Source organism: Fictibacillus halophilus, from assembly GCF_016401385.1.
Lineage (GTDB): Bacteria > Bacillota > Bacilli > Bacillales > Fictibacillaceae > Fictibacillus > Fictibacillus halophilus.
The window spans coordinates 2,227,162-2,248,316 of sequence record NZ_JAEACF010000001.1 but is presented as its reverse complement, the minus strand read 5'-3'; the positions used below and the strand labels follow the sequence as shown (position 1 = coordinate 2,248,316).

General features: G+C 38.8%; 20 protein-coding genes and 1 other annotated feature. All 20 genes read left to right on the top strand.

All coding sequences use genetic code 11. The features are described from left to right. The first annotated feature begins 48 nt into the window (after window positions 1-48). The 20 genes from polA to infC all read left to right on the top strand — a co-directional run bounded on the left by polA (window position 49) and on the right by infC (window position 21,137). The gene (gene polA / locus I5J82_RS11715) at window positions 49-2,691 is read left to right on the top strand and encodes a DNA polymerase I (RefSeq protein ID WP_198767987.1); all 2,643 of its coding nucleotides are present in this window, start codon (window positions 49-51) and stop codon (window positions 2,689-2,691) included. 60 nt (window positions 2,692-2,751) lie between these two features. Continuing rightward, window positions 2,752-3,573 (top strand): DNA-formamidopyrimidine glycosylase, encoded by an 822-nt coding sequence (gene mutM / locus I5J82_RS11710; RefSeq protein WP_198768998.1) that lies wholly within the window; start codon window positions 2,752-2,754, stop codon window positions 3,571-3,573. A gap of 61 nt (window positions 3,574-3,634) precedes the next feature. Beyond that, the gene (gene ytaF, locus I5J82_RS11705; RefSeq protein ID WP_198767986.1) at window positions 3,635-4,276 is read left to right on the top strand and encodes a sporulation membrane protein YtaF; all 642 of its coding nucleotides are present in this window, start codon (window positions 3,635-3,637) and stop codon (window positions 4,274-4,276) included. Window positions 4,277-4,292: 16 nt separating this feature from the next. Further along, window positions 4,293-4,889, top strand: coding sequence for a dephospho-CoA kinase (gene coaE, locus I5J82_RS11700; RefSeq protein ID WP_198767985.1), 597 nt, complete (start codon window positions 4,293-4,295; stop codon window positions 4,887-4,889). A gap of 144 nt (window positions 4,890-5,033) precedes the next feature. Beyond that, window positions 5,034-6,074, top strand: coding sequence for a glyceraldehyde-3-phosphate dehydrogenase (locus tag I5J82_RS11695; protein WP_198767984.1), 1,041 nt, complete (start codon window positions 5,034-5,036; stop codon window positions 6,072-6,074). Window positions 6,075-6,391: 317 nt separating this feature from the next. Further along, window positions 6,392-6,775 carry an adenosylmethionine decarboxylase gene (speD, locus tag I5J82_RS11690; RefSeq protein WP_066396744.1) on the top strand — a complete coding sequence of 128 codons (384 nt, stop codon included), beginning with the start codon at window positions 6,392-6,394 and terminating at the stop codon, window positions 6,773-6,775. A gap of 528 nt (window positions 6,776-7,303) precedes the next feature. After that, the gene (locus tag I5J82_RS11685; RefSeq protein WP_198767983.1) at window positions 7,304-7,699 is read left to right on the top strand and encodes a cytosolic protein; all 396 of its coding nucleotides are present in this window, start codon (window positions 7,304-7,306) and stop codon (window positions 7,697-7,699) included. Window positions 7,700-7,771: 72 nt separating this feature from the next. Then, complete coding sequence (gene nrdR / locus I5J82_RS11680; RefSeq protein WP_066396742.1) at window positions 7,772-8,233, top strand: transcriptional regulator NrdR; 462 nt, start codon at window positions 7,772-7,774, stop codon at window positions 8,231-8,233. A gap of 162 nt (window positions 8,234-8,395) precedes the next feature. Then, the gene (locus tag I5J82_RS11675; RefSeq protein WP_198767982.1) at window positions 8,396-9,784 is read left to right on the top strand and encodes a replication initiation and membrane attachment family protein; all 1,389 of its coding nucleotides are present in this window, start codon (window positions 8,396-8,398) and stop codon (window positions 9,782-9,784) included. A gap of 14 nt (window positions 9,785-9,798) precedes the next feature. Further along, the gene (gene dnaI / locus I5J82_RS11670) at window positions 9,799-10,743 is read left to right on the top strand and encodes a primosomal protein DnaI (RefSeq protein ID WP_198767981.1); all 945 of its coding nucleotides are present in this window, start codon (window positions 9,799-9,801) and stop codon (window positions 10,741-10,743) included. A 124-nt stretch (window positions 10,744-10,867) separates the two neighbouring features. Further along, entirely contained in the window at window positions 10,868-11,974 is a 1,107-nt protein-coding gene (mqnC, locus tag I5J82_RS11665) for a cyclic dehypoxanthinyl futalosine synthase (protein WP_144698682.1), read from the top strand. 155 nt (window positions 11,975-12,129) lie between these two features. Continuing rightward, complete coding sequence (locus tag I5J82_RS11660; protein ID WP_198767980.1) at window positions 12,130-12,276, top strand: cytochrome c oxidase subunit 2A; 147 nt, start codon at window positions 12,130-12,132, stop codon at window positions 12,274-12,276. A gap of 12 nt (window positions 12,277-12,288) precedes the next feature. After that, on the top strand, window positions 12,289-12,759 hold the full coding sequence (locus tag I5J82_RS11655; RefSeq protein ID WP_198767979.1) for a cytochrome c oxidase subunit II: 471 nt from the start codon (window positions 12,289-12,291) through the stop codon (window positions 12,757-12,759). Next, complete coding sequence (locus tag I5J82_RS11650; RefSeq protein ID WP_198767978.1) at window positions 12,756-14,387, top strand: b(o/a)3-type cytochrome-c oxidase subunit 1; 1,632 nt, start codon at window positions 12,756-12,758, stop codon at window positions 14,385-14,387. The genes I5J82_RS11655 and I5J82_RS11650 overlap by 4 nt, the downstream gene beginning before the upstream one ends. A 91-nt stretch (window positions 14,388-14,478) precedes the next feature. After that, on the top strand, window positions 14,479-15,273 hold the full coding sequence (locus I5J82_RS11645; RefSeq protein WP_332873656.1) for a Crp/Fnr family transcriptional regulator: 795 nt from the start codon (window positions 14,479-14,481) through the stop codon (window positions 15,271-15,273). 159 nt (window positions 15,274-15,432) lie between these two features. Next, window positions 15,433-16,218 carry a basic amino acid ABC transporter substrate-binding protein gene (locus tag I5J82_RS11640; protein WP_198768997.1) on the top strand — a complete coding sequence of 262 codons (786 nt, stop codon included), beginning with the start codon at window positions 15,433-15,435 and terminating at the stop codon, window positions 16,216-16,218. An 18-nt stretch (window positions 16,219-16,236) separates the two neighbouring features. Next, entirely contained in the window at window positions 16,237-16,890 is a 654-nt protein-coding gene (locus tag I5J82_RS11635) for an amino acid ABC transporter permease (protein WP_198767976.1), read from the top strand. Between the two features lie 103 nt (window positions 16,891-16,993). Further along, window positions 16,994-17,863, top strand: coding sequence for a sporulation protein YtxC (ytxC, locus tag I5J82_RS11630; RefSeq protein ID WP_198767975.1), 870 nt, complete (start codon window positions 16,994-16,996; stop codon window positions 17,861-17,863). A 64-nt stretch (window positions 17,864-17,927) separates the two neighbouring features. Next, window positions 17,928-18,157: a binding site (T-box leader), on the top strand. A gap of 63 nt (window positions 18,158-18,220) precedes the next feature. Continuing rightward, complete coding sequence (thrS, locus tag I5J82_RS11625; protein ID WP_066396719.1) at window positions 18,221-20,131, top strand: threonine--tRNA ligase; 1,911 nt, start codon at window positions 18,221-18,223, stop codon at window positions 20,129-20,131. Window positions 20,132-20,633: 502 nt separating this feature from the next. Further along, window positions 20,634-21,137 carry a translation initiation factor IF-3 gene (infC, locus tag I5J82_RS11620; protein WP_066396718.1) on the top strand — a complete coding sequence of 168 codons (504 nt, stop codon included), beginning with the start codon at window positions 20,634-20,636 and terminating at the stop codon, window positions 21,135-21,137. The last annotated feature ends 18 nt before the right edge of the window (window positions 21,138-21,155 follow it).

Below are 21,155 nucleotides of genomic sequence, written 5' to 3'. Positions count from 1 at the left end.
TCGTGATACAATAGATGATAGAAGAAATGTCATCAGGAGGTTACGGACTTGGCAAAAACAAATAAATTAGTACTTATTGATGGAAACAGTATTGCATACAGAGCTTTTTTTGCTCTACCTCTTTTAAACAACGATAAAGGTGTTTATACAAACGCTGTGTACGGTTTCACACAAATGCTATTAAAGATTTTAGAAGACGAGAAGCCTACACATATCCTCGTTGCTTTTGATGCCGGGAAAACAACATTCCGCCATAAGACTTTTGGTGAATATAAAGGTGGACGTCAGAAAACCCCGCCGGAATTATCAGAGCAGTTTCCGTTTATCAGACAGTTGTTAGATGCATTTAAAATCAAGCGTTATGAGCTTGAAAATTATGAAGCAGATGACATTATTGGAACACTTGCTTCTTATGCTGCAGATGGAAACTGGGATGTGAAAGTATTTACGGGTGATAAAGACTTACTTCAACTCGTTACGCCTGATGTCGAAGTGGTGTTGACTAGAAAAGGAATCACTGAGGTTGAGGCATATACCGTAGAACAAGTGAACGAGCGGTATGGAATTACACCCCATCAAATCATTGATATGAAGGGGCTTATGGGAGACCCTTCCGACAATATTCCAGGAGTACCTGGTGTTGGAGAAAAGACTGCGATTAAATTGATCAAACAATATGGCACGATTGAAAAAGTTCTAGATTCAATTGATGAGATCTCAGGTGCTAAGCTAAAAGAACGGTTAACGGAGAATAAAGAGCAAGCCATCATGAGTAAAGAGCTTGCTACGATAACGAAAGAAGCTCCTATTGATATCAGTCTAGAAGAGACGAATTACGATGGTTATGAAACGTCTTCTGTATTTCCTCTTTTCAAAGAATTAGGATTCAATTCATTGCTCGAACGATTGGGTGGCGATGAAGAAATTCTTCAGGACGAAGAAAAAGAAGAGCTCACTTTCAAAACGGTAAATAAGATTGAAGCTGATATGTTAAAAAGCCCTTCATCTCTTATTGTAGAAACGCTTACTGAGGATTATCATAAAGCGAAAATTCATGGTTTTGCTGTAAGTAATGATGCTGGAACATTTTATATTCCTTCAAGTCTTGCTGATCAATCAGAAGAATTTCAGGAATGGCTGCAAGATGAGAATCAAAAGAAGAGAATGTTTGATGCCAAGAGAGCACACGTTGCCTTACATGGGCAAGGAATCGTGTTGAATGGTATTGAATTTGATATTCAGCTCGCTTCGTATCTGCTTAATCCTTCTGAAAACTTAGATGAAGTAGCAGATGTTGCGAAGCAGTATGGAAAGTCTAATGTAGACGTAAATGAAGCTGTATATGGAAAAGGTGCTAAGAAAAAGCTGCCAGAAGATGAAGCTGTTCTTGCTGAACATCTTTGTAGAAAAGCTCATACTGTTTTTCAATTGAGTGAATTACTAGATGAGAAGTTAAAAGAAAATGAACAAAGTGATCTGTTCTATCAGTTAGAGATGCCACTAGCTTTAGTATTAGCCAAGATGGAAGAGTTTGGCGTAAAGGTAAAATCAGATACTCTGCAAAAAATGGGGGCTGACTTAGATATACAGTTAACTTCACTTGAAAAAGATATTCACGAACTTGCTGGAGTATCGTTTAATATTAACTCACCTAAACAATTGGGTGAAATATTATTTGAGAAGTTGAACCTGCCTCCTGTTAAGAAAACCAAGACGGGTTACTCAACTTCTGTTGATGTATTAGAGAAGTTAGAAGGCAAGCATGAGATCATTAACAAGATCCTTATCTATCGTCAGCTCGGTAAGTTAAGATCTACTTATATTGAAGGTCTTTTAAAAGTAGTAAAAGAAGATACGGGTAAGATTCATACGCGCTTCAACCAGGTTCTTGCCCAAACAGGAAGGCTGAGCTCTATCGATCCAAACCTTCAAAACATCCCGATTCGTTTAGAAGCTGGAAGAAAGATCAGACATGCATTTGTTGCATCACAGCCTGGCTGGAAAATTCTTGCGGCGGATTATTCACAGATCGAACTGCGCGTATTGGCTCATATCTCTCAAGATGAAAACTTGATGGAAGCATTTAAGACGGAAATGGATGTTCATACAAAAACCGCCATGGACGTTTTTCATGTAGAAGAAAGCGAAGTTACATCTGAAATGAGAAGACACGCTAAAGCTGTTAACTTTGGTATCGTATACGGAATCAGTGACTATGGCTTATCGCAAAGCCTCGGTATCACGAGGAAAGAAGCCGGGGAATTTATAGCGTCCTATTTGGATAGTTTCCCTGGTGTTCAGCAGTACATGAAGGACAGTGTTTCTGAAGCAAAACATAATGGTTTTGTTTCAACTCTGCTTCATAGACGACGTTATCTGCCTGAAATAAATAGCAGAAACTTTAACCTGCGTAGTTTCGCGGAGAGAACAGCTATGAATACGCCGATTCAAGGAACTGCCGCAGATATCATTAAAAAAGCGATGGTTGATATGGATCAGCGTTTAACAGATGAGAAACTAGAAGCAAAAATGCTGCTCACTGTACATGATGAACTTATTTTTGAAGTACCAGAACATGAGTTGCAAAAACTTGAAGAGATTGTTTGCGAAGTGATGGAATCAGCAGTAGAACTTGATGTACCATTAAAAGTAGATGTGAATTGGGGAAATTCCTGGTTCGAAGCAAAATAATAAAGAAACAGCATCCGATAGATCCAGGGTGCTGTTTTTCTAATAAGGGTTGGTGAAGTGATGCCTGAGTTACCTGAAGTCGAAAATGTTAAAAACACACTGAATCGATTTCTTCCAGGAAAAATGATTACAGACGTAAAAATATACTGGGAAAATATTATTAAGCATCCAGGTAAGGAAGAATTCATTTTGAAGCTAAAAGGTCAAACCTTTCAAAATGTGTATCGAAGAGGTAAATTTTTAATTTTTCATCTTGATGAAGATGTATTAGTGTCTCACCTTAGGATGGAAGGGAAATATGGATTATCTCAAACCGATGAGCCTGCTGATAAGCATACACATGTCATTTTTCAATTCTCTGATGGAACTGAACTAAGATATCGAGATGTGAGAAAGTTTGGAACGATGCATCTGTATCCAAAAGGAACAGAAGAAAGTCATGCTCCATTAAAAACTCTAGGTATAGAGCCACTATCAGATTCCTTGACAGCGCCTCTCTTGAAGAAGCTGTTTGCAAATCGAAAACGCAACATTAAATCCGTATTGCTTGATCAGACCCTTCTTGCTGGATTAGGCAACATCTATGTTGATGAAGTTCTGTTTCAGGCTGGAATCCATCCAGAGACACCAGCAAATGGTCTAACGTTACCCCGATTAAAAAAGTTGAAAACCGCGATCACGGAAATTCTTTCTGAGTCTGTGAAGCACGGTGGAAGCTCGATACGTTCCTACACGAACGCGGTTGGTGAAACAGGGGGTTTTCAGCTAAAATTATTTGTTTATGGCAGAAAGAATGAGGCATGTCGCGTGTGTGGTACTGAGATCGAACGATTAGTTGTAGCAGGTAGAGGAACTCATATTTGTAAGACTTGTCAAAAATAAACCATTTCTGTGCTCCTTTCATATACTACGTTTACCGTTAACTGAAAGGAGTACAGGAGCAATGGTGGCTTACTCATTTGTATTACTGGCACTAGCCGTCAGCCTGGACAGTTTTGGAGCCGGATTAACGTATGGAATGAAATCCATTAAAATTCCTTTTCGCTCCATTATAATCATCGCAATTTGTTCAGCTGTTACCTTTTTACTTTCAATGTTGCTTGGATTTACGTTAGAACAATTTATCTCACACAAGACAGGTGAGATATTGGGAGGCTTGATTCTTTTAGGAATCGGAATCTACTCTCTATGGCAGGTTTTCTTACCAGAGAAAGAGAACGTTGAGTGCTTGGAAAAAGAACCTAAGAACATTGTGCTTTTTGAAATTAAATCGTTGGGAATTGTCATACACATTCTGAAGAAACCAGTTATGGCTGATATCGATAAGTCTGGTTCGATTACAGGCTTAGAAGCTGTACTGCTTGGAATAGCATTATCGCTTGATGCTTTTGGGGCGGGAATTGGAGCAGCACTCATAGACCTGTCACCTTCATTAACAACCATTACAATTGCGATGATGAGTGCTTTATTCTTATGGGGTGGTATGATACTAGGATTATATCTTTATAACAAAACAAACTGGATGAAGGGATTATCAATCCTGCCAGGAGTTTTGCTGATTGTAATGGGATTACTAAAAATGTAACACTGGAGGATAACTTGTGATTATTGGATTAACAGGAGGCATCGCAACAGGAAAATCAACCGTCAGCAACATCATTAAGAGTCAAGGGATTCCTGTAGTTGATGCTGATATCATTTCAAGAGAAGTGGTTATGCCAGAGAAAGAAGCGTATGAGAAGATCGTTGCCTGTTTTGGTGAACAAATATTAAATGATGACAAGACGATAAACAGAGCAGGATTAGGAGAAATCATTTTTAATGATTCAGAAAAAAGAACGATGCTGAACGACATTGTTCATCCTGCTGTTAGAAAAGAAATGAGAAGGCAAGCAGATGCTTATCTACGTTCAGGTGAGTCTCTAGTGGTCATGGATATACCTCTTTTGTTTGAGAGTAAGCTTACACATATGGTTGATCGTACATGGTTAGTATATGCAACGCCCGAAATACAACTTCAAAGATTAATGAAACGTGATCATTTTTCAGAAAAGCAAGCGATGTCTAGAATCCATTCACAGATGCCGATTAATGAAAAAAAGGAATTAGCAGATGTAGTCATCATGAATAATGGATCTCTTTCAGAGCTAGAAAATAATGTGCTTTCATTGTTAAAACAAACGGAAAAACAGACCTGATAACCATTTAAGGTCTGTTTTTCTATTTATACGCCCTTTTTTAGCCTAATTCAAATAAAAGTATGTTCTTTTCAATCCTTAATATGATATACTAATTACAGATAGATACAAGTTAGAGTATAACACATTGGAAGGAGCAGCTTCATGAAAGCAAAAATTGCAATTAATGGCTTGGGGAGAATCGGAAGAATGGTCTTCCGCAAAATGATGGAGAACGATGAATTTGAGGTTGTAGCTGTTAATGCCAGCTATCCAGCTGAAACTCTTGCTCATATGGTTAAGTACGATTCTATACATGGGACGTATCCTGGAGAAGTTGTTGCTGGAGAAGATGCCCTTTTTGTTGATGGAAAAAAAGTTCAATTAGTTAACTCTCGCGATCCTCGTGAACTACCTTGGGGAACGTTAGGTGTTGATATTGTTATAGAAGCAACGGGGAAATTTGTTTCACAAGAATCTGCTGGTCTTCATATTGAAGCAGGTGCAAAGAAAGTAATTATTACTGCACCAGGGAAAGATGAAGACATTACAATTGTTATGGGAGTAAATGATAGCGATTACATTTCTTCTAAACACCATATTATTTCTAATGCATCATGCACAACGAACTGTTTAGCACCTGTGATTAAAGTGCTGGATGATCAGTTCGGGGTACAATCTGGCATGATGACGACTGTGCATGCATATACGAATGACCAGAAAAATATTGATAATCCACATAAAGACTTAAGACGTGCACGTGCATGTGGAACTTCGATTATTCCAACTTCTACAGGTGCTGCAAAAGCAATATCAAAAGTATTGCCACATTTAGAAGGTAAATTGAATGGAATGGCACTACGCGTTCCAACACCTAACGTTTCATTGGTTGACGTTGTTGTGGAGTTGAAGACTCCTGTATCGAAAGACCAAGTCAATCACGCTTTTCAATCCGCTTCTGAAGGTTCAATGCGTGGGATCTTAGGTTACAGCGATCTGCCGTTAGTATCAATCGATTATAATGGAAATGAGAACTCTTCAATCGTAGACGGCTTATCAACAATGGTGATGGACGGAAATAAAGTAAAGGTCCTTGCTTGGTACGACAATGAATGGGGTTATTCATGCCGAGTAGTAGATCTAGCTAAACATGTAAGTGTTGCTTTAAATATGCCGGTCCAAGAAAAAAATGTATCTGTATCATAAAAAACGATTATGATAATTTAATGGTGAGAGCTGGATTACACATCAGCTCTTTTCTGCGTTTTAACGAATTAGGTTGTTTCGATGGATTCTTATCCTTAAAAAACAATATAAAATTGATGTAAAAAAATTTGCCCATAGTTATTGCAAATAAATTTTAAAAGAAGTATACTATGATTCGTGAACTTCAAATAAAGCAAACAAAGGCATTGAATGCTACTTAAAGGGTTAGGACCTCTTTGGACTAACTTGCCCCCGTGGTAGATGTTCGATACCGCATGCTTGAAGGCATGATTATTTTTAAAAGGGGGACTATGCTAATGGATACAATGGGAAGACACGTAATTGCTGAGTTATGGGGTTGTGATTCTGAAAAACTAAATGACATGAAATTTATTGAAGAGACATTCGTTGACGCTGCATTGAAAGCAGGTGCAGAAATTCGTGAGGTTGCTTTTCATAAATTTGCTCCACATGGAGTAAGTGGAGTTGTTATTATTTCTGAATCTCATCTAACTATTCACAGTTTTCCTGAGCATGGTTATGCAAGTATTGATGTATATACGTGTGGAGATCGAATCGATCCTAACGTAGCTGCTGATTACATTTCTGAGGCACTTGGCGCTAAGAAGCGCGAAAACTTGGAAGTTCCTCGTGGAATGGGTCCAATTTCTGTTGCCAAATCAAAAGTTACTGCTCAATAATTAAAAACAGAATGTACGCGAGGTGTGAGAAATCACACCTCTTTTTTATTCGCTCTTTTCTAAAAGATTGTTGCTTTTAACTCCTTGTCACTTTTGACAGTTGATTGGAGTGGAAGGTGCGTGCCTACCACATGAGATACTTCTTGCAAGGCATGCGACGAGGAAGCTTACTACGGAGTATCAACCTGTAGACGCAGGAGCAAAGAACCTCTATAGCTAGGCAGTCCTTAAAAGTGGAAGAGGTTCGTTCAGCCCCGACCAGCAAAAGGTGAATGGGCTATCAAGGCGCACTTTGCCTTGTGGGCCATTTAACTTCTGACCTCGAGGGGCTAGCCTCTGAAACTAGACAGGTGAGACACTTAAAAGTGAAACGTACGGATGTGGCTCACCGCCTGCCCCGTGGAAAGCGAGCAACCTGGGACGGAAATCAACACTTACAAGAGCATCAATGTTTAGGAAAACAGCCTTTTTATTTCACCTATTATAGGGGAAAATAGGGTACAAATTATATTACTTTGGAGGACTACTATGTTTAGAAAACTTCAAAATCTAATGGAAAATCATGCGGAAACGAGTGAACAGCATGTGGACGAAAGACTTAGAACCCATTATTTTAAAGCTAATAAACCAGAAGTAATGAAAGTAATCAAACAGATCCTTGAGGAAAACACAAATTTTGATGAGTTAGGTTTTTCTGAAGAAAGGGGAGAAGTTACGTTTGAAGTTAGACAGCCTAAGAGTGCGTTTGTTGTTATTAGCGTAGTAACAGTTAGAGCAAATCGAACTGCTGTAGATCTGAACGTTTCAACTGAATCCGCGCTTCCTTTTAATTTTGGCAACAATCAAAGACTAATCGTAAATATTTATGAGATCTTAAAAGAAAAACTAACGTTTGTAGGGACATCAATGGCTGAAAAATTGTAGGAATAGCTTGTCACATTCCTCCCTTTTCTTTAAGATAGATAGAGAATAGAAAATTTTTTGGGGATGATTACAATGAGGTGTCCTACTTGCCAGCACAATGGAACGAAAGTGCTTGATTCAAGACCTGTACATAGCGGAAGATCCATTCGCCGCAGAAGGGAATGTGAATCTTGCAGCTATAGATTTACTACATTTGAAACGGTAGAACAAACACCGCTTATCATTGTTAAAAAGGGCGGGGAACGAGAAGAGTTCAGCCGTGAAAAGATCCTTAGAGGGCTTATTAAAGCTTGTGAAAAAAGGCCAGTCCCCTTGGAAACGCTTGAAAATATAGTGGATAGCATTGAAAAAGAATTGAGGAATTCAGGTGCATCTGAAGTTTCAAGTACAGCCGTTGGTGAACAGGTGATGGAACATCTGTCTAAAACGGATGAGGTTGCTTATGTAAGATTTGCCTCTGTTTATCGTCAATTCAAAGATATCAATGTTTTTATACAGGAATTGAAAGAACTAATTAACAAGGAGGAGCGTTAAAGCGTATCTTAGACTGCTGTAACGCTCTTTTTATTCCAATCTTAATCCGTATTCTACTTTGTTAGAAAACGGCCAAATAAAAAGAACAAATTACTCTGGCTGACGATACTAACATCCGTCGGCCACATTACTTTTAAGACTTTTTAACAAAGGGTGAAAACGATGACGGTACATTTTCAGGAAGTTGTGCCCGTTGATACGTATTCCGTCCAGTGCAAGGGTATGTTGCATGAAATAGATCATAAAGTTCTTACCATGCTATATCAGCCGTTGGTTGGCGCATTTGCACATAGTTTATACATGACATTATGGTGCGAAGGAAATATGGATCGGCAGACACAAAAACATCAGCACCTCATGAACGTGACTCAGTTCTCGTTAAAAGATATTTTGTCGGGAAGAAAGAAGCTAGAAGCGATCGGTCTCTTGAAGACGTTTAAAAAAGACGGTGATAGTTCCAGGGAGTACATTTATGAGCTTCAACTCCCGCTCTCGCCAAACGCGTTTTTTACAGATGGCTTTTTAAGTATATATCTCTTTAATCGATTGGGAAAAGCGAAGTTTAGTGAAGTTAGAGAATCCTTTTATATCTCCCAAACGGATGTGTCGGATTATAAAGAAGTGACCGCTTCGTTCAGTGATGTGTTTACTTCTTTGCATCCATCTGAAATGTCATCAAAGAGTTATGCAGAGATTAACGAAAACGTTCTTCCAAAAGATGTCTCTTTACATGAAAAAGGCATTCATGGGAAAGTTGTACTAAGTGAATCTACCTTTGATTTTGAAGCGATGGTGAATCAGATTTCATCATTTATCGTACCTAAAGAGGTGATCACTCCAAAATTAAAGGAAGCCATCTATAAGCTGGCATACATCTATCAGTTACAACCGATGGATATGAGTAAGCAGATTCAGAACGTATATTATTCCACAGGAGAAATTTCTGCAGAGAGCTTAAGGAAAGAAATTCAGAAATGGTATCGCTTTGAACATGAAGAAGGTCTACCGGTTCTAGCGTTAAAAACGCAACCAGTACCATTAAAGGCTCTTCATGGGATGCAACCTCAATCAAAAGAAGAAGAACTTATTAAATACTTTGAAGAAGTGTCACCGTATCGATTATTAGAAGATTATTCAGGTACTACTCCTTCAGAAGTGGATTTAAAACTCGTTGCTTATTGTATGATTGATCAGAATCTAACACCAGGCGTTACGAATGTTCTTTTGGATTACGTTCTATCTGAGAATGATATGAAGCTTGCAAAAGGGTTGATCGAACGGATTGCTTCACATTGGGCTAGAAAAAAAGCTCAAACGGTCATAGAGGCAATGACATTAGCACGTGATGAAAAACGGAAATATAAAGAATGGCAAGACAAAAAGGTGAATTCGGGTTCTTATAATAAAGGAAATAAAAAGAGTAACGTAACGGTTCCTGATTGGCTGAAACAGGATAAAGTGTCTGCTGATCCGACCGGTGATGCGAACACAGATGCTACAGAGGATGAGAACCGTAGATGGCTTGAGAGTTTGTTAAATAGTTCGAAATAAAGGGGGGAAATAATATGGAATCCATAAAGGAATCTGTTAAAAATATGCCGGGGTTTGATAAGTTTCAGGAAAGATTTGAGCGAATGAAACAAGAAGTACTTACAGACCCAGGAGTCATGCGTTTTCTAAGAGAGAACCCTGACATATCAGATGTCCATGCGGAAAAATTATTGTCCAGTTTTTACACCTTTAAGAACGAACAGCATGCTTGCCGCAATTGTCCTGGTTTAGATAACTGTCCGAATCTCATGCAAGGGTATCGATCTGAACTAACGAAAGTTAGACAAACGGTAGAACTAAGATACAAACCTTGTGAACTAAAGATTATCGACGAACAAAAGAAATCCATGACTTCATTGATTAAGAGCTACTTTATACCGAAAGAGATTCTCGAAGCGAGATTTGATCGTTTGTATAAGCATAGTATTGATGAAACAAGACGTAATGCGATCTCGAAGGCTTATGAATTTGTCCAGATGGCAGGTTCGGGCCATCAGGCAAAAGGAATTTACTTCTATGGAAAGTTTGGCGTTGGTAAAACGTATCTTTTAGGTGCTATCGCGAATGGTTTAGCTGAAAAGGGTGTTCATTCTTTGATCATTCATACACCAGAGTTTCTTCGTGAAATGAAATCTTCCTTATCTGACGGAACATTTGATTCGAAGATGGAATTGTTAAAGACTGTTCCAGTGCTAATGCTTGATGATCTTGGTGCGGAGAATATGACGAATTGGGTCAGGGATGAGATCATTGGAGTCATCCTTCAATATCGAATGATGGAAAAACTGCCTACTCTATACACATCAAATTGTGATTATGATATGCTGCAGCAGCATCTATCGTATTCTCAGAAAGGTGGACTTGATGAATTGAAGGCTCTTAGAATCATGGAGCGTATCAAACACTTGAGTACTCCGATTTTTATGGGTGGAAATAAAAACTTTAGAGAAGATTATTAATATAGTTTCTGCTCTTTTAAAGGGCAGAAGCTTTTTTCTTGAAAACACAAAGCTGTCTCTTCTACTAAAATATGATAGGATAAGAACAGACAAGATCTTAAGACATTGTATTCGGAGGTTACCGATGAGTATAGAATCTATTTTACAAAAAGCTTTAGATGGCGAACGTTTATCGGTAGAAGATGCCGTTAAACTTTATGAAAGTGATGAAGTAGAACGCATGGGAGAAGTTGCGGATATTATTATGAAAAGGTGGCATCCTGAACCGATTACCACATTTGTAATTGGCCGCAACGTAAACTATACAAATTTTTGTGATACATATTGCAGGTTCTGCGCGTTCTATAGAGCACCAGGAAGCAGCGAAGGTTATGTGTTGGATGATGAAGTGATCTTCCAAAAGATACAAGAGACAGTTGATGTAGGTGGTACAGAAATTCTCATGCAAGGTGGAACAAATCCTAACTTGCCATTCAGCTACTATACGGACTTATTAAGAGAGATCAAAAAGCGCTTTGATATCACGATGCATTCATTTTCTCCAGCAGAAGTATGGAAGATGGTTGAAGTATCTGGCCTGTCTCTAGAGGAAGTGCTTCGGGAACTAAAAGAAGCGGGACTTGATTCCCTTCCAGGCGGAGGCGCAGAAATTTTAGATGACCGCACCCGTAAGAAGATTAGCAGACTTAAAGGCTCGTGGACAGAGTGGATCGATTGTATGAAAACAGCTAAAAAAGTTGGACTTCATTCTACAGCTACGATGGTCATTGGATTTGGAGAAACATTCGAAGAACGTGCACTTCATTTACAACGTGTTCGTGATGCACAAGATGAGACGGATTGTTTCTTAGCTTTTATCTCTTGGACATTCCAGCCGGATAACACGAATATGAAGGCGGAAAAAACAACTCCTAGAGAATATTTGAAGAATGTTGCGATCTCTCGAATCTTCCTAGATAACATTCCTAACTTCCAATCATCATGGGTTACGATGGGTCCTGAGGTTGGTAAAAAATCTCTTCACTATGGCTGTAATGACTTTGGCAGTACGATGATGGAAGAGAACGTTGTGTCAGCAGCTGGAACGACTCACAAAGTAAACACTAACTTAACATTAAGACTAATTCGTGAAGCAGGTAAGATTCCGGCACAACGAAATACAAAATACGAAACACTACGTGTGTTTGAAGATGAAGAAAAAGCTGAAAAAGATTTTGTGATGCAAAACTAACAGCAAAGCACTTGGCATTTTTATGTCAGGTGCTTTTTATATTTTTAAACTGGTTTTCTTAGTGTAACTTTAATCATCTCTGTTATGACATTTGTCACAGCGGGATTTTTTTTATGAGATTATTCTGTAGATGTAATACGTGAGGGGGGATGAGGATGCCTGAGATTCAAAGGAACATAAAGAATGAAATCCCAGTAAAAAAAGAAAAGGATTTGCTTGGTACTCTTTTGTCAGTCATGGGTGTAGGGTTATTTATCGTATTATCATGGGGTGCAATTTATTTGCTTTATCTATCACGTTAGGGAGGTTAAGCCATGCATATTCATAAGTACGAGAAAATCTGGTTATGGGCTGGTGCAGCGTGTCTAACCCTCTTTTTATTAATCGTAGGAGTATCAGCATTTGCTATGGGTGATCAGCCTCCTAGTCATATGGAAACGATCGACCCGGAAAAAGTTGTCGTTACAGCTCCTTTTGATAAGCCAGGTCTAACGAGGGTAGGAGAAAAGCAATATGAGGCGGTTATGCTTGCACAAGCATTTACTTACACACCTTCAAAAATGTCGGTACCAAAAGGTTCGACTGTTCACTTTAAAGTCACGAGTACAGATGTAGTTCATGGTTTTGAGATTCCAGCAACAAACGTAAATATGATGGTTACTCCAGGATACGTGAGCAAAATCTCGTACACTTTTAAAAAACCAGGTAAATATCTTATTCTATGCAATGAATATTGTGGAGCAGGACATCAGGTCATGGCAGTTACGTTGGAGGTGACGGCATGATAGATCGAAGAGACGCTAGTCTTAGTTTATCATTTCTGACAGTCAGTTTTGTTTCTCTTTTGATTGGAGCAATAGCGGGGTTGCTTCAGACATTTGTAAGGAGTGGAGCGTTTGAACTTCCTTTTTCTATAGGCTATTATCAATTATTAACCGCTCATGGTGTTTTGTTGGCACTCATTTTTACGACTTTTTTTATATTGGGTTTCTTGTATGCAGGAATAAGTAAAACGATGGGTACCTTGTACGATGTTCCAAGAAGAACGGGCTGGCTTGGATTTGTCATGATGACTTTTGGGACAATTTTAGCGACAGTCTTCATCCTGTTAAACAAAGCCACAGTCCTATACACGTTCTATGCGCCATTACAGGCATCCCCATGGTTTTATGTTGCTCTTGTTCATGTGGTAGTTGGCAGTTGGTTATGTGCATTCTCAATGTGGAACCAATATTATATTTGGAAAAGCAGAACGAAGAATAAGCTTTCTCCTCTATTCAGTTATATGGCAGTTATGACTATGACATTATGGTTTGTTGCAACTCTTGGTCTAGCTGCAACGGTACTTCTTCAATTTATTCCGTGGTCAATTGGTTGGGTAGAAAAGATTGATATTTTAATAAGCAGAACGCTTTTTTGGTATTTTGGACATCCGCTTGTTTATTTCTGGTTGCTTCCTGCTTATATGTGTTGGTATGTTGTCATACCCAAAATTATTGGTGGGAAAATATTTAGTGATGCTTTAGCTAGACTTTCGTTTGTTTTGTTTTTATTATTTAGTATTCCGGTAGGGTTTCACCATCAATTGCTTGAACCAGGTATTGCACACACGTGGAAGTTTTTCCAAGTCGTTTTAACATTCATGGTGATTGTGCCGTCATTAATGACAGCTTTCTCTATGTTTGCTGTCTTTGAGACGGCCGGTAGAAAAAAGGGAACTAAGGGATTGTTTACTTGGATCAAAGTATTGCCATGGGGTGATGTGCGTTTTTTTGCGCCGATGATGGGGATGCTGATTTTTATTCCGGCTGGTGCTGGTGGTATCATAAATGCTAGTCATCAGCTCAATCAAGTCATTCATAATACACTGTGGGTTACGGGGCATTTTCATTTAACTGTAGCCTCTACAGTTGCTCTTACTTTCTTTGGAATCGGTTATTGGTTGATTCCGCATTTAACTGGTCGTACGTTAACTTCAAGAATGAATAAATTAGGAATCGTTCAGACCATTCTCTGGACAGTAGGTATGACCATAATGTCAGGAGCTATGCATGCTGTAGGTCTTTTCGGTGCTCCAAGAAGAACTTCTTATACTACGTATACGGGTCATCCGCAAGCCATTGATTGGATTCCTTATCAGATCGCTATGGCTATTGGTGGTACTATCTTATTTTTAGCGATTATTCTATTAATGTATATCGTTTGGTTTTTAGCCTTCAAGGCTCCTATAGGAATCACAGAATTTCCGATTGGAGAAGTTGAGGAGGGTGCCTTATCAACTCCCGCTGTATTAGAGAACTGGAAACTTTGGGTTGGAATCAGTGGAGCGTTAATCCTTATCGCATATACCATTCCTTTCTGGCATATGATTCAACACGCGCCTCCGGGATCACCTGGATATAAATTTTGGTAAGTATCAGCTTGTAGACAGCAACGTCTGCAAGCTTCTTTTATAGAACTATACGAACTTTAAATTCGAAGTTTATCAATCATTCACAGGAGGTGTGATAAAACTCACACTCGTTATACGTGTTGTGGATTATAATGGAAGTGAGAATAGCGGGGAGGGTTTAATGATGGGAGCCTGCATGCAACAATCAAATTTTTGTTCGTATCAGAATACTGATATCTTCTCAAAACAAACATTTCAATACTTAGAAAGCATCATGCATTCAAAAAAAGTAGAGAAAGATCATTATTTGTTTGTAGATAACGATCCTGCTGATCGGTTGTATTATTTAAGGAAAGGTCAAATTAAAATTACGAAGATGAATGAAGAGGGAAAAGAGCTCGTATTGTATATTTTTCAAGAAGGAGATCTAATTGGTGAGTTAGGAAATTCATTGAACTCGCTTTACAATTATAGTGCTAGAGCCACTAGAGGGTGCGATGTTGGAGTTATTCAGCAAAAAGACCTTGAAAGAATGATCTCTCAACATGGTGAAGTCGCTGTTGAATTTATGAGATGGATGAGTAATATGCATGCCATCACACGGTCGAAGTTCAGAGATCTAATGTTATACGGGAAAAAAGGAGCCCTGTGTTCAACCTTAATAAGGCTTGCAAATTCATATGGCATTATGAAGCAAGAAGGAATTGTTCTTTCTGAACGATTTACAAATACAGATCTAGCAGAACTCATAGGAACATCAAGGGAAACGGTAAACCGTATGTTAAATCAGTTAAAGAAAGACGGTGCTATTACGTTTAAAGACGGGACGTTTACTATTATTTCATTAGAATACTTGAAAACAGCTTGCAGCTGTGAAGACTGTCCCATTGAGATATGCAGAATATAGATATCATGAAAGACTCCTAGAAGGGGTCTTTTGTTTTACGCCGAAAATTTTAATAAGTGAACTTCTTAATAAAAATAATTATTGTAATTTTCCTTATATTTAAAATTTTGTGTATAATATAAGAATATTTAGAATAAAGGGGGAAATATAAGAATGGAAATGAAACGAAAATTTAAAATGGGACTAATAGGTTTATCTGCTGCGTTCCTAGTTGCTTGCGGAAGCACTGATTCAGGATCAGGATCTGGTGAAAAACTGACGGTGGGAACCGATGCAGCATATGCCCCCTTTGAATCCTTAGACGGTGAAAAGATTGTAGGGTTCGACGTGGATCTGCTTGATGCCGTGATGAAGGAAGCAGGACTAGATTATGAATTAAAAAATAAAGGCTGGGACCCGTTATTTATAGCTCTTCAGAATGAAGAAGTAGATGCAGGAATCTCTGCCATTACGATTAATGACGAACGTAAGAAAAGTTATGACTTTTCCTCACCATACTTTGAATCGATTAACATGATTTTAGCGAAAGAAGGAACATCGATTAAAAGTGCAAAGGACTTAGAGGGAATGAAGGTTAGTGTGCAGAACGGAACTACCGGTCAAGAGGCACTTGAAAAAATGTTTGGTAAGAGTGAAAACATAAAGAAATACGAAAACAATGTATTAGCGATACAAGCACTATTAAACGGTGAAGTAGAAGCAGTTGTTGCAGATAATGCCGTAGTGCAAGAATATGAAAAGAATAATCCAGATAAAAAGCTAGTGACAATCAGCGATAAAGAAAATTTTGAGAGTGAATTTTACGGAATCATCTTCCCTAAAGATGGTGAACATCAAGATGAGATAAACAAAGCGATGAAGAAAATCATCGATGATGGGAAATATGCTGAGATCTATAAAAAATGGTTTGGTGAAGAACCAAATGTAGATGTGCTGAAACAATAACATTCTCAGGAGGTCTACATGGAATACTCTTTACAGATTATCAGTGATTACATGCCTTTGTTCTTAAAAGGAACATGGGTAACTGTACAATTATCATTTTTAGCGATTCTATTTGGTACGATTTTAGGATTATTCATCGGACTCGGCAAAATGGTGAAGAACCCGTTCATTCATCTTCCTTGCATGTGGTATATTAGTTTTTTCCGAGGTACTCCGTTACTCGTTCAGATCCTATTGATCCATTCAGCACTCATGCCGCTCTTTATGAAGCCACCAAACGTGTTCATTTCGAGCGTCCTAGCTCTTTCTCTTAATGCCGCTGCTTATATTGCAGAGATATTTAGAGCAGGAATTCAGTCGATCGATAGAGGGCAGATGGAGGCGGCGCGCTCACTCGGTATGAATCATGTACAAGCTATGAAACATGTTATCCTGCCACAGGCATCTAGAAGAATGATTCCTCCTCTTGGCAACGAGTTTATTGTACTGATCAAAGATTCATCACTCGTTTCAATTATTGCTACCCCTGAATTGATGTATTATGCGAGAGCGATGATGGGTCAATATTATCGACCTTGGGAGCCATACATGACAGCCGCTTTAATGTACTTAATCTTGACCCTAGGCATGGCGTTTATCTTATCAAGAATCGAGCGTAAATTTGTTTATTGAAACAACCCTACTTCCAGGGTTGTTTTTTCTTTTGTAAGTAACATGTTTTAGGACCTCGTCCCATATAGTGTATTATTGAGGATTTTATATGGGGGGGACTTATTTGGTCGCGATTGCTTTTTCACACCCATCAGATGGTATAGCTGTTTTGAAAAAAATGATCAGAATGGCAGCTGAGCATAAAATAAACCCTTCCTTTGCCAAATTATCTGAAGCTTCTTCAAAAATTCTTGAACTGCACATACATGAGAGAAAAACGTTCATATTGGATGTGTTAACAGAATTTACTCGAAACAAAGTAGAGGATATTTGTTTGAAGGAAATGATTGAACAAGCATTTTGTTACAGCGATTCAGCAGAGCAAAAAGAGATCTTATCTATCACAAAAAGTATCATACTTGGTGAGATCGAAGGGATACCTGATGTCAAACATCTCCCAAGCTTAAATGAGTTGATCCGAAGACAATGGGAATCAATTCTGGATTCTAAAACAGACTTCTTAGAATTTGAATCATTCATTAAATTTAGGTTGAAGGATTACTTAGCAACCTTACTGAAGATCGTAGAGTGTGCCATTGATGAGTACAAGCTAGAACTAGAGTACCAAATGTTCGTGGAGCAGTTAAGGACATGCTTAACGAAACAAAGAACATTTACTTCAGCTGATATCGTCATTATTTTTGAACAAGAGCAAGTACTCCTTTTTGATGAACATCGAAATCAGTTAACTCATACTGAACTGATGATGTTTCATGAAAAAGCCCTTAGACTAACGAATGTAACGAATCTGGATGAAAGACTTCTAGGCCCTTTAGTCGGAATCTCACCAAATTCCGCCAGGATCTATGCATATGATATGGACCATCCATTGCTTCAAACGGTGAAGAATATCTTTCAAGAAAAAGTAACAATCAAACCGATTGAGGGGATGTCGTACAAAGAACATCGATCCTATCGTAAAAAAAAGTCATAAACTTACAGAGTCCTCTTGCTTTTTGAAAAACGACTGCATATAATAGGTGTATAATTTTATCATTCAATCTGTATTGATAAGGACACGAAGCATATTTTTACGGTTCATAGAGAGGGAAGTCATGGCTGAAAGCTTCCTAACACGGAAAATTGCTTTACCACCTTGGAACTTCAGCGGTGAACATTTTTAGTAATCGCTGACGGTCGCAGTCCGTTACACTGTCCGAGTGCCGATTGGCTTGTTTAAAGTTGTCGGAACAAGGGTGGAACCACGAGATCATCACTCGTCCCTTCTATAGGGACGGGTGTTTTTTGTTTTCAATCAGATAGACCCCAAATTAAAAAGGAGATGTTTTACATGTCGTCAATTTCAATCAAGTTCCCTGACGGTTCAGTCAAGGAATTTCCTAAAGGCGTTACTTCTGAACAAGTTGCAGAGAGTATCAGCCCTAGTTTAAAGAAAAAAGCAGTTGCAGGGAAAGTAAACGGACAATTATATGATTTCTCACGTCCTATCGAAGAAGATGCATCGATTGAGATCGTGATGCAGGATTCTAAAGAGGGTCTTGAAATGACAAGACATTCGAATGCCCATTTGCTTGCTCAAGCGCTTAAGCGTCTTTATCCAGACGTGAAACTTGGAATTGGACCAGTTATTGATAACGGGTTCTACTATGATGTAGATATGTCTCATAACTTAACACCAGAAGATCTGCCTGCGATAGAAAAAGAAATGAAGAAGATCGTAAACGAAAACCTTCCAATCGTCCGCAAAGAAGTTAGTCGTGAAGAAGCGCTTGAGATTTACGAAAAATTAAACGATCACTTAAAGCTTGAGCTGATCCGTGACCTTCCTGAAGGTGAAAAGATCACGATTTATGAGCAAGGTGAATTCTTTGACCTTTGCCGTGGGCCGCACGTTCCTTCAACTGGGAAAATCAAAGCGTATAAATTAATGAGCATCTCTGGTGCATACTGGCGTGGAGACAGTGACAACCAAATGCTTCAACGTATTTATGGTTCTGCGTTCTTAAGCCAAAAAGATCTTGATGAGTATCTTCACTTTATTGAAGAAGCTCAAAAACGTGATCACCGTAAACTAGGTAAAGAACTAGAGTTATTCATGTTCTCAGAAGAAGCACCAGGAATGCCTTTCTATCTTCCTAACGGTCAGACAATTCGTACTGAGCTTGAGAATTTCTCTCGCGAACTTCAACGCCAAGTGGATTACGATGAAGTGCGTACTCCGTTTATGATGAATCAGCGTCTTTGGGAACAATCAGGTCACTGGGACCATTATCATGAAAACATGTATTTCTCTGAAGTAGACGATACAAAATTTGCGATGAAGCCGATGAACTGCCCGGGTCACATGCTGATCTTTAAGAACAAACTACATTCATACAGAGATCTTCCAGTACGTATGGCTGAGTTCGGTCAAGTACACCGTCACGAATATAGTGGCGCACTAAACGGTATGATCCGTGTTCGTACGTTCTGCCAAGATGACGCGCATATCTTTGTAACGCCACAGCAGATCGAAAGTGAGATTAAAAACGTATTTAAGTTAGTTGATAAAATCTACAGCACGTTTGGCTTCGAATATTCTGTTGAACTTTCAACTCGTCCTGAAGATTCTATGGGGGATGACCGCTTATGGGAACAGGCTGAGGGCGCATTGAAGAATGTTCTAGAAGATCTAGGCATGAACTATCACCTGAACGAGGGAGATGGAGCGTTCTACGGTCCGAAGATTGACTTCCATATTAAAGATGCTCTTAAGAGAAGTCATCAGTGTGCAACTATTCAGTTGGACTTCCAGATGCCTGAAAAGTTCGATCTAACGTACGTAGATGAAAACAACCAAAAGGTTCGTCCAGTTGTTATTCACCGTGCGATCTATGGTTCGATCGACCGTTTCTTAGGAATCTTGGTTGAGCACTTTGCTGGAGCGTTCCCTACATGGCTCGCACCAGTACAAGTGAAACTGATTCCTGTATCAGATGTTCATAATGAGTATGCGTATAAGCTTCAAGAAGATTTGAAGAAGCATGCTGTACGTGTTGAGATCGATACTAGAAATGAAAAGATGGGCTACAAGATCCGTGAAGCTCAGATGAAGAAGATTCCTTACATGCTTGTTCTAGGTGATAAGGAGATCGAAGACAATGCAGTTAACGTTCGTAAATATGGTGAGCAAAAGTCAGAGACTGTTTCTTACGAAGATTTCCGAGATAAGATTTTAGCTCAAATTAACGAAAAGAGATAAGGTAATTAAGATGGCGGCCAATGCTGAGTTGGCCGTCTTTTTTTATAGGAAAGTGAAAAGTGGACAGTAATTTGTTGAAAGTGGACAGTAAATCGGGAAGAGTGGACAGTAAAACTGAAAAAGCGGACAGTAAAACAACAAAACCGAAGGGGTGAATAAAAAAACTCTTGCATTCCTTTCGTAAACGAAGTAAAATTAATTTCGTTGCTGTTATTACATTCGTTGTTTGACACTTATGTCTCCAATGTGTTATAGTATGTAAGGTTAATAAAATAAGCAAAAGCATCAAACAAGCAGAAGCACCCGCTTCTCACCTGACTCGACGCCAAGAAAGGCTGTTGATGGGTAGATGGATATTCAGGCATGTCAAAGTGTACATAGCCGGTTTACTATGTGTGGGTGATCGTTGCGCCGACGCTTTTTTTATTTGCAGAAATAACAAGTCGAGTGATTTAAAACACTCACTGAAAAAATTTGGAGGTGACTTACTATTAGTAAGGACATGTCTGTCAATGAAGGTATTCGTGCTCGTGAGGTTCGCTTAATCGGTCCTGATGGAAGCCAGCTTGGCATTAAATCTAGACAAGAAGCTTTAGATCTTGCTACAAACGCAAATCTTGACCTTGTACTCGTTGCTGCAACTGCTAAACCGCCAGTATGTCGTATCATGGACTACGGTAAGTTTAAATACGAGCAACAACGTAAAGATCGTGAAGCACGAAAAAATCAAAAGGTCATTACGACTAAAGAGATTCGTCTAAGTCCAACGATTGAGGAAAACGACTTTAATACAAAGCTTAGAAATGCCCGTAAGTTCCTTGAAAAAGGTGACAAAGTAAAGGCAAGTATTCGTTTCCGTGGACGTGCAATCACTCATTCTCAAATCGGAAAAACGGTATTGGAGAAGTTAGCGAAAGAATGTGAAGATCTTTCTACGGTTGAAACGAAACCGAAGATGGAAGGTCGTAGCATGTTCCTTATCCTTGCGCCTAAAGCCGAAAAATAATTTTTACCAGGGAGGATA

Bases quoted from the DNA above. Each gene is read 5' to 3' on its own strand.
- mutM (WP_198768998.1), top strand. From the start codon at position 2,752: ATGCCTGAGTTACCTGAAGTCGAAAATGTTAAAAACACACTGAATCGA.
- ytaF (WP_198767986.1), top strand. From the start codon at position 3,635: ATGGTGGCTTACTCATTTGTATTACTGGCACTAGCCGTCAGCCTGGAC.
- I5J82_RS11695 (WP_198767984.1), top strand. From the start codon at position 5,034: ATGAAAGCAAAAATTGCAATTAATGGCTTGGGGAGAATCGGAAGAATG.
- speD (WP_066396744.1), top strand. From the start codon at position 6,392: ATGGATACAATGGGAAGACACGTAATTGCTGAGTTATGGGGTTGTGAT.
- I5J82_RS11685 (WP_198767983.1), top strand. From the start codon at position 7,304: ATGTTTAGAAAACTTCAAAATCTAATGGAAAATCATGCGGAAACGAGT.
- nrdR (WP_066396742.1), top strand. From the start codon at position 7,772: ATGAGGTGTCCTACTTGCCAGCACAATGGAACGAAAGTGCTTGATTCA.
- I5J82_RS11675 (WP_198767982.1), top strand. From the start codon at position 8,396: ATGACGGTACATTTTCAGGAAGTTGTGCCCGTTGATACGTATTCCGTC.
- dnaI (WP_198767981.1), top strand. From the start codon at position 9,799: ATGGAATCCATAAAGGAATCTGTTAAAAATATGCCGGGGTTTGATAAG.
- mqnC (WP_144698682.1), top strand. From the start codon at position 10,868: ATGAGTATAGAATCTATTTTACAAAAAGCTTTAGATGGCGAACGTTTA.
- I5J82_RS11660 (WP_198767980.1), top strand. From the start codon at position 12,130: ATGCCTGAGATTCAAAGGAACATAAAGAATGAAATCCCAGTAAAAAAA.
- I5J82_RS11655 (WP_198767979.1), top strand. From the start codon at position 12,289: ATGCATATTCATAAGTACGAGAAAATCTGGTTATGGGCTGGTGCAGCG.
- I5J82_RS11650 (WP_198767978.1), top strand. From the start codon at position 12,756: ATGATAGATCGAAGAGACGCTAGTCTTAGTTTATCATTTCTGACAGTC.
- I5J82_RS11640 (WP_198768997.1), top strand. From the start codon at position 15,433: ATGAAACGAAAATTTAAAATGGGACTAATAGGTTTATCTGCTGCGTTC.
- I5J82_RS11635 (WP_198767976.1), top strand. From the start codon at position 16,237: ATGGAATACTCTTTACAGATTATCAGTGATTACATGCCTTTGTTCTTA.
- thrS (WP_066396719.1), top strand. From the start codon at position 18,221: ATGTCGTCAATTTCAATCAAGTTCCCTGACGGTTCAGTCAAGGAATTT.
- infC (WP_066396718.1), top strand. From the start codon at position 20,634: ATGTCTGTCAATGAAGGTATTCGTGCTCGTGAGGTTCGCTTAATCGGT.